At 74.2% G+C, this 6,655-nt stretch carries 7 protein-coding genes; 3 read left to right on the forward strand and 4 right to left on the reverse strand.

The window, feature by feature from the left end; translation table 11 throughout:
* Window positions 1-90 precede the first annotated feature (90 nt).
* Both ACFXPX_RS09775 and ACFXPX_RS09780 read right to left on the reverse strand, forming a co-directional pair.
* Complete coding sequence (locus tag ACFXPX_RS09775; protein ID WP_375884781.1) at window positions 91-690, reverse strand: DNA-3-methyladenine glycosylase I; 600 nt, start codon at window positions 688-690, stop codon at window positions 91-93.
* A complete protein-coding gene (locus ACFXPX_RS09780) occupies window positions 687-1,115 on the reverse strand; it encodes a DivIVA domain-containing protein (protein WP_375884778.1) in 429 nt (142 codons plus the stop codon). The genes ACFXPX_RS09775 and ACFXPX_RS09780 overlap by 4 nt, the downstream gene beginning before the upstream one ends.
* Window positions 1,116-1,295: 180 nt before the next feature.
* Here ACFXPX_RS09780 and folP point away from each other — a divergent pair, with 180 nt between their 5' ends.
* A complete protein-coding gene (folP, locus tag ACFXPX_RS09785; RefSeq protein WP_380401966.1) occupies window positions 1,296-2,108 on the forward strand; it encodes a dihydropteroate synthase in 813 nt (270 codons plus the stop codon).
* A gap of 78 nt (window positions 2,109-2,186) precedes the next feature.
* Here folP and ACFXPX_RS09790 read toward each other — a convergent pair whose 3' ends face one another.
* Entirely contained in the window at window positions 2,187-2,996 is an 810-nt protein-coding gene (locus ACFXPX_RS09790) for a TIGR00730 family Rossman fold protein (RefSeq protein ID WP_375884776.1), read from the reverse strand.
* A 112-nt stretch (window positions 2,997-3,108) separates the two neighbouring features.
* Window positions 3,109-4,185, reverse strand: a complete 1,077-nt coding sequence (gene dapE / locus ACFXPX_RS09795; RefSeq protein WP_375884773.1) for a succinyl-diaminopimelate desuccinylase — start codon at window positions 4,183-4,185, stop codon at window positions 3,109-3,111.
* A 146-nt stretch (window positions 4,186-4,331) separates the two neighbouring features.
* Between dapE and ACFXPX_RS09800 the strand changes: the two genes are divergently transcribed.
* Entirely contained in the window at window positions 4,332-5,399 is a 1,068-nt protein-coding gene (locus ACFXPX_RS09800) for a hypothetical protein (protein ID WP_375884770.1), read from the forward strand.
* A gap of 308 nt (window positions 5,400-5,707) precedes the next feature.
* The gene (locus ACFXPX_RS09805; RefSeq protein WP_380640428.1) at window positions 5,708-6,511 is read left to right on the forward strand and encodes a hypothetical protein; all 804 of its coding nucleotides are present in this window, start codon (window positions 5,708-5,710) and stop codon (window positions 6,509-6,511) included.
* Window positions 6,512-6,655 lie beyond the last annotated feature (144 nt).

Consider the following 6,655-nt stretch of genomic DNA (forward strand, 5'->3'; position numbering starts at 1 on the left):
GCCTCGTACTGGACGTACTTGGGCGATTCGGGCGTGCGTCCAGGCGGGATGCCCGGCGTCGCGCGCCTGGCAAGATCCGCCGGACAGGCCCTAGCGGGCTCGGCGACCGCCGGTGCGGACGTGGCAGTCCGCCAGGTGGTCGTCGACCAGGCCGCAGGCCTGCATCAGGGCGTAGGCGGTGGTCGGGCCGACGAAGCGGAAGCCCGCCTTCTTGAGCGTCTTGGCCAGCGCCGTCGACTCGGGCGTGACGGCCGGCACCTCAGCGATCGTGCGGGGGGCCGGCCGGTCCGGGTCGACGGCGAACTGCCAGATCAGCGCGTCCAGACCGCCGTCCAGGTCGCGGGCGACCCGGGCGTTGGCGATCGCCGCCCGGATCTTGGCGCGGTTGCGGATGATCCCGGTGTCGGCGAGCAGCCGCTCCTCGTCGGCCTCGCCGAACTCGGCGACCTTGCCGATCTCGAAGCCGGCGAACGCGGCCCGGAAGCCCTCCCGGCGGCGCAGGATGGTCAGCCAGGACAGGCCGGACTGGAAGGCCTCCAGGCAGACCCGTTCGAACAGGGCGTCGTCGCCGTGCACGGGCCGGCCCCACTCGGTGTCGTGGTAGACCCGGTAGTCGTCGGTGGAGTCGCCCCAGCCGCAGCGGCGCAGGCCGTCCGCGCCGAGCACGGTGCCACCCGGCGCCCCGGTCACCGGTCCTCCACCGGCTTCGCGTCCTCGGGGGCCTGCGGCTTGGTGAGCGCGACGGCGGGCTCGACCACCGTGGCGAACTGCTCCAGGCCGGGCAGCGGTTCGGCGGCCGGGTCGGGGGCGCCGGTGGCCTCGACCGCACCGCGCAGGTGGGCCGCGGCCTCCAGTTCGGCGATCCGTGCGTCGCGGTAGGCGAGTTCGGCGCCGAGGCGGTCCAGGACGTCGTCCACCTCGTCCATCCGGTAACCGCGCACGGCCATCGGCAGGCGCAGCTCGTCCACGTCCGTCTTGCTCAGCGGGCGGTCCTGCGGCAGCCGCGCGGCGATGCGGTCCGGCACCGCCTCCGGCATCGAGCCGCCCCCACCGAGCGCAACCAGCGCGGCGCCGCCGACCACCACGGCCATGGCGACCACGATCACCCAGAACACGAGCTGTCCTCCCGAACTCCCGGTCGGCCTCCTCCGAGGGGCCAGGGAACCGGGCTGATCATGACAGCATGGTCCCTAGTGAGGCCGGGGGCCATCATCGCACCCGCAGCAGCTGTGGAGGAGACATCGGTGGCACTGCGCCTGGGACCGCGCGAATTCGGTGACGACGAGCTGGTGATCATGGCGATCGTGAACCGGACCCCGGACTCGTTCTTCGACAAGGGGGCGACCTTCGCGGACGAGGCCGCGTTCGCCGCCGCCGACCGCGCGATGGCGCAGGGCGCGGCGATCCTGGACATCGGCGGGGTGAAGGCCGGGCCGGGCGACGAGGTCACGGTCGAGGAGGAACTGCGGCGCACCGTGCCGTTCGTGGCCGAGCTGCGCAAGCGCCACCCCGGGGCGGTGATCAGCGTGGACACCTGGCGGCACGAGGTCGGCGAGGCGGTCTGCGAGGCCGGCGCGGACCTGCTGAACGACGCCTGGGGCGGGGTCGACCCGAAGCTCGCCGAGGTGGCCGCCCGGTACGACGCCGGGCTGGTCTGCACCCACGCGGGCGGCGCCGAGCCGCGCACCCGGCCGCACCGGGCCGGGTACGAGGACGTGATGGCGGACATCCTGCGGGTCACCGTCGGGCTGGCCGAGCGGGCGGTGGGCCTGGGCGTCCGCCGGGACGCGGTGATCATCGACCCGGGGCACGACTTCGGCAAGAACACCCGGCACTCGCTGGAGGCGACCCGGCGGCTGCCGGAGATGACCGCGACCGGCTTCCCGGTGCTGGTGTCGCTCTCCAACAAGGACTTCGTCGGCGAGACCCTGGACCGGCCGGTGGACGAGCGGCTGCTCGGCACCCTGGCCACCACGGCGGTCTCGGCCTGGCTGGGCGCCCGCGTCTACCGGGTGCACCAGGTCGAGGAGACCCGCCAGGTGCTGGACATGGTCGCCTCGATCCGGGGCACCCGCCCCCCGGCGGTCGCCCGCCGGGGGCTGGCCTAGGAATCCCTCTTTTTGCGCTCGGCTCGCCTCCGGGGCGCTCGGACCCGGTGCCGACGGTCGTCGCTCGCGTGCCCCCCGCTAGATCTCGTTCGCGGGCCGGCGGGCGTCGGCGAGGATCTTCAGCACCTCGTCGATCTCGTCCGTGATGTGGAACAGCTCCAGGTCGCGCGGGGCCGCCTTGCCCTGCGCGACCAGGGTGTTCTTCAACCACTCGTAGAGGCCGCCCCAGTAGGCGCTGCCGAAGAGGATCACCGGGAAGCGGGTGACCTTCTTCGTCTGCACCAGGGTGAGCGCCTCGAACAGCTCGTCCAGCGTGCCGAGCCCGCCGGGCAGCACCACGAAGCCCTGGGCGTACTTCACGAACATCGTCTTGCGGACGAAGAAGTAACGGAAGTTCAGCCCGAGGTCGACGAACTCGTTGAGGCCCTGCTCGAAGGGCAGCTCGATGCCGAGCCCGACGCTGAGGCCGCCGGCCTCCGTGGCGCCGCGGTTGGCGGCCTCCATCGCGCCCGGGCCGCCGCCGGTGATCACCGCGTAGCCGGCCTCGGCGAGGGCCCGGCCGATGGCCACCCCGGCCTCGTACTCGGGCGAGTCGGCCGGGGTCCGGGCCGAGCCGAACACGCTGATCGCGGGCGGGAGTTCGGCGAGGGCGCCGAAGCCCTCGACGAACTCGGAGGTGATCCGCAGCACCCGCCAGGGATCGGTGTGCAGCCAGTCGGTGGGGCCCGTGGTGTCCAGCAGGCGCTGGTCCGTGGTGCTGGTGCCGACCTGGTCCCGGCGCACGAGCACCGGGCCCTTCTGCTTCTCGGGCCAGGCCTTCTTCTTCCGCGGCACGCCGACCTGCTCGGGGCCGTGTCCGTACTGCTTGTCGTCTCCTGTGCCTGTCATGACGAAACCCTACGCCGACCTTCCCCCGATTTCAGGCAACGGGGGAAGGTCGGTTGGGCAACCGGAAGATGGCGTTCGACCGCCCCGGGGACCGACCGCGAACGCTTTCGATTCAGCTGGTCAGCCAGGCCCGCAGGCGGTCCTCGGTCTCGGCGATGGCGCTCAGCGAGCAGTGCTCGTCCCGCTTGTGCGCGAAGTTCGGGTCGCCCGGCCCGTAGTTGACCGCCGGGACGCCGAGCGCGCTGAACCGGGCGACGTCGGTCCAGCCGAACTTGGCCCGGGCCTGGCCGCCGGTGGCCGCCAGGAAGGCCTTGGCGGCGGGCTGGGAGAGGCCGGGGAGGGCGCCGGGGGCGAAGTCGGTCACGGTCAGCTCGAAGCCGTCGAAGACCTCGCGGACGTGCTTCTCCGCCTCGGCCTCGCTGCGGTCCGGCGCGTAGCGGAAGTTGACCGTGATGACGCACTCGTCCGGGATCACGTTGCCGGCCACGCCGCCGTCGATCCGCACCGCGTTGAGGCCCTCGCGGTACTCCAGGCCGTCGATCTCCACCCGGCGCGGCCGGTAGTCGGCCAGCCGGGTGAGCGCCTCGGCGGCGTGGTGGATGGCGTTGTCGCCGAGCCAGCTGCGGGCCGCGTGGGCGCGCACGCCGCTGAGCCGGACCTGCGCCCGCAGGGTGCCCTGGCAGCCGCCCTCGACCATGGCCCCGCTGGGCTCCATCAGCACCGCGAAGTCGGCGGCCAGCCAGTCCGGGCGGTCCTTGGCGAGGTGGCCGAGGCCGTTGCGGGAGGCCTCCACCTCCTCGCAGTCGTAGAACACGTAGGTGAGGTCGCGGTTGGGCTCGGTCAGGGTGGCGGCGAGGCGCAGCGCCACGGCCACGCCGGACTTCATGTCGGAGGTGCCGCAGCCGTAGAGCAGGTCGCCGTCGACGTACGAGGGCAGGTTGTCGGCGATCGGCACGGTGTCCAGGTGGCCGGCCAGCACGACGCGCTCGGCGCGGCCCAGGTTCGTCCGGGCGACCACGTTGTTGCCGTAGCGGTCCACGGTCAGGTGCGGGTAGCCGCGCAGGGCGGCCTCGACGGCGTCGGCGAGCGCCTGCTCGTCGCCGCTCACCGAGGGGAAGTCGACGAGGCGCGCGGTCAGCGTGCCGCCGTCGAGGGTCAGGTCCAGGGGCGTCGGGTTCGGGCTGCTCATGACGTCAGCCTAGTGCCGTCGGATCGGCACTCCGCGTGGTCGTCCTGTGACCGGGAACGCCCGCGGACCGGCAACCGGAATGCGCCGCACATCCGTCCGAGTGGGTACGGTGTCGGATCAAGAAGGCGGGCGCGAGAGGGGCGACGGTGGCCAGGAGAAGGAACAGCGAGGAGCTGGGCGACGAGCTGGGCGACGAAGAGGCGCCCCGCCGTCGTGGTCCGGTCCGCGCGCTGTTGCTCGTGCTGGTCGGGCTGATCGGCCTGGCGATGGTCGCGGGCCTGGCGGTGGTCGGGATCTGGTGGTTCGGTTTCCGGCAGGGCGCCACGGAGGAGTGCTCCGTGAAGACGGCCGCCGGCAGCGGCACGCTGGAGCTGCCGCAGGCCGCCAACGCGGCGACGATCGCCGCGGTGGCGCGTTCCCGGGGCCTGCCGGACCGGGCGACGGCGATCTCGCTGGCGACCGCGATGCAGGAGTCCAAGCTGCGCAACCTCGCGGGCGGCGACCGGGACTCGATCGGCCTGTTCCAGCAGCGGCCCTCGATGGGCTGGGGCACCCCGGAGCAGATCGCGGACCCGGTGTACGCGACCAACAAGTTCCTGGACGGTCTGGTCAAGGTGCCCGGCTACACCCGGCTGCCGCTGACCGACGCGGCCCAGGCGGTGCAGAAGAGCGGCTACCCGCAGGCGTACGCCAAGCACGAGACCAAGGCGACGCTGCTCACCTCGGCGCTGGCCGGCCGGGAGCCCGCCTCGTTCACCTGCGTGGTGAAGGACTACGCCAAGCCGGACCCGGCCGACTCGCCGTCGCCGACGGCGGGCGCGACGTCCGCCCCGGCCGCGCAGCCGGACCGCACCCAGGTGCTGTCCGACCGGGTGCGCCGGGAGTTCGGCAAGACGGTCAACCCGGCGGCCGGCTACGCCTCGACGATCAAGGGCGCGGAGAACGCCGTCGCGCTGACCCCGGACCCGGCCGCCGCCGCGCTGACCACCTCGGCGGACGCCGGGGCCGACGCCGGGGCGTCCGCCGAGCGGGCCAGCGGCTGGGAGGTGGCCCACTGGGCGGTCGCCCAGGCCCAGCAGCTGGGCATCGCGACGGTCGCCTACGACGGGAAGATCTGGCGCAAGTCCGAGTCCGAGGACGGCTGGCAGACCCAGACCTCGGGGACGTCGACCAAGCTCGTCCAGGTCACCCTGGCGCCGTACGGAAAGGGCTGACGCACTCACGTTCGGGTAGCCGCCGGACGGGTGATTCCGGTCAACCGCGGTGGACCGGCCGCCCGTTCCGGCAACCCCGGCCGGAGAACCGTCACTCCCCTTGCCCGGGGCGGCCCGACGGCCTCCCGCGGGGCCGGGACGGACGCCTGCTGCGGTCGTACGATCCGATGGTCGGTCAGGCGCGTTCCTTGCTCCGGCCGAAACCTTCTGGCTTCTCAAGCGGTAACAACGTCGTCCGCCAGGTCCCGTCCGCACCCGGATCGTCCACCCGGCGGACGGGACGGACCCAGACCCCTTCGAGGAGCCTCATGTCTCACCCCCTCACGCGCCGGATCGCCCAGGCCGCGCTCGTCGTGGCCGCCGGAGCGACCCCGCTGGTCGCGGCCGGCTCCGCGTCCGCCCTGGGCGGGGACGCCCTGCTTCCCAAGAGCGACCTCGCGGCGCCGCTGGGCCAGCTGACCAACACCGACACCGGTTCCACCCTGCAGCACACCACCCACCAGCTCGGCCAGGCCGCCGGCACCACCGGCGCGGCCACCGTCGCCGCCGGCGTACCGGCCTCCGCCGACGCGGCCGGGAACATCGTCGCCCACCAGCTCCCCGAGGCGAACGAGAAGGCCAGCTCGCTGACCGCCCCGGTGGACCAGACCGCCGCCACCACCGGCCAGCTCTCCGCCGTCACCCCGAGGGTCGCCTCGGCGCTCGCGGGCAAGCTCGGCGAGGCCGTCACCGGCAAGGGCATGGGCACCCGCAGCGCCAACGCCGGCAGCAGCCCGGTCGGCGGCCTCGGCCAGGCCGGTGCGCTCGCCCACGCGGTGCCCGGCGCCGAGAAGCTCTCCGGCGCCGTCCCCGGCACCGACGCCCTCACCGGCGCGCTGCCCACCAGCGCCGTGGAGCGCGCCCTGCCGCTCGGCTCGGTCGAACACGCGCTGCCCGGCGGCCTGCCCGCCACCGACGTCCTCGGCCTGGCCGAGCACGGTTCGGCCAACCGGCTCGGCGGCGCCGACCTCGGCCCGAACAACCCGCTGTCCGGCCTCACCAACTCGCTCGGCCCGGTCGGCGGCCTGCTGGGCGGCGTGAACGGCGGCAGCATCAGCGGCCTGCCGCTCTAGGTCCGCGGTCGACCGCGGCAGCCCCCGCCGCGGTCCGCACGCGCGGGAGGGGGCCGGGGTGCCGGGGCGGGCACCCCCCCCCCCCGGGGGACCCCCCCCCCCCCGCCCCCGGCCGCCCCCCCCACGGCCGGGGGCCCCCCCCCC

This window comes from Kitasatospora sp. NPDC059146, from assembly GCF_042786665.1.
Taxonomy (GTDB): Bacteria; Actinomycetota; Actinomycetes; order Streptomycetales; family Streptomycetaceae; genus Kitasatospora.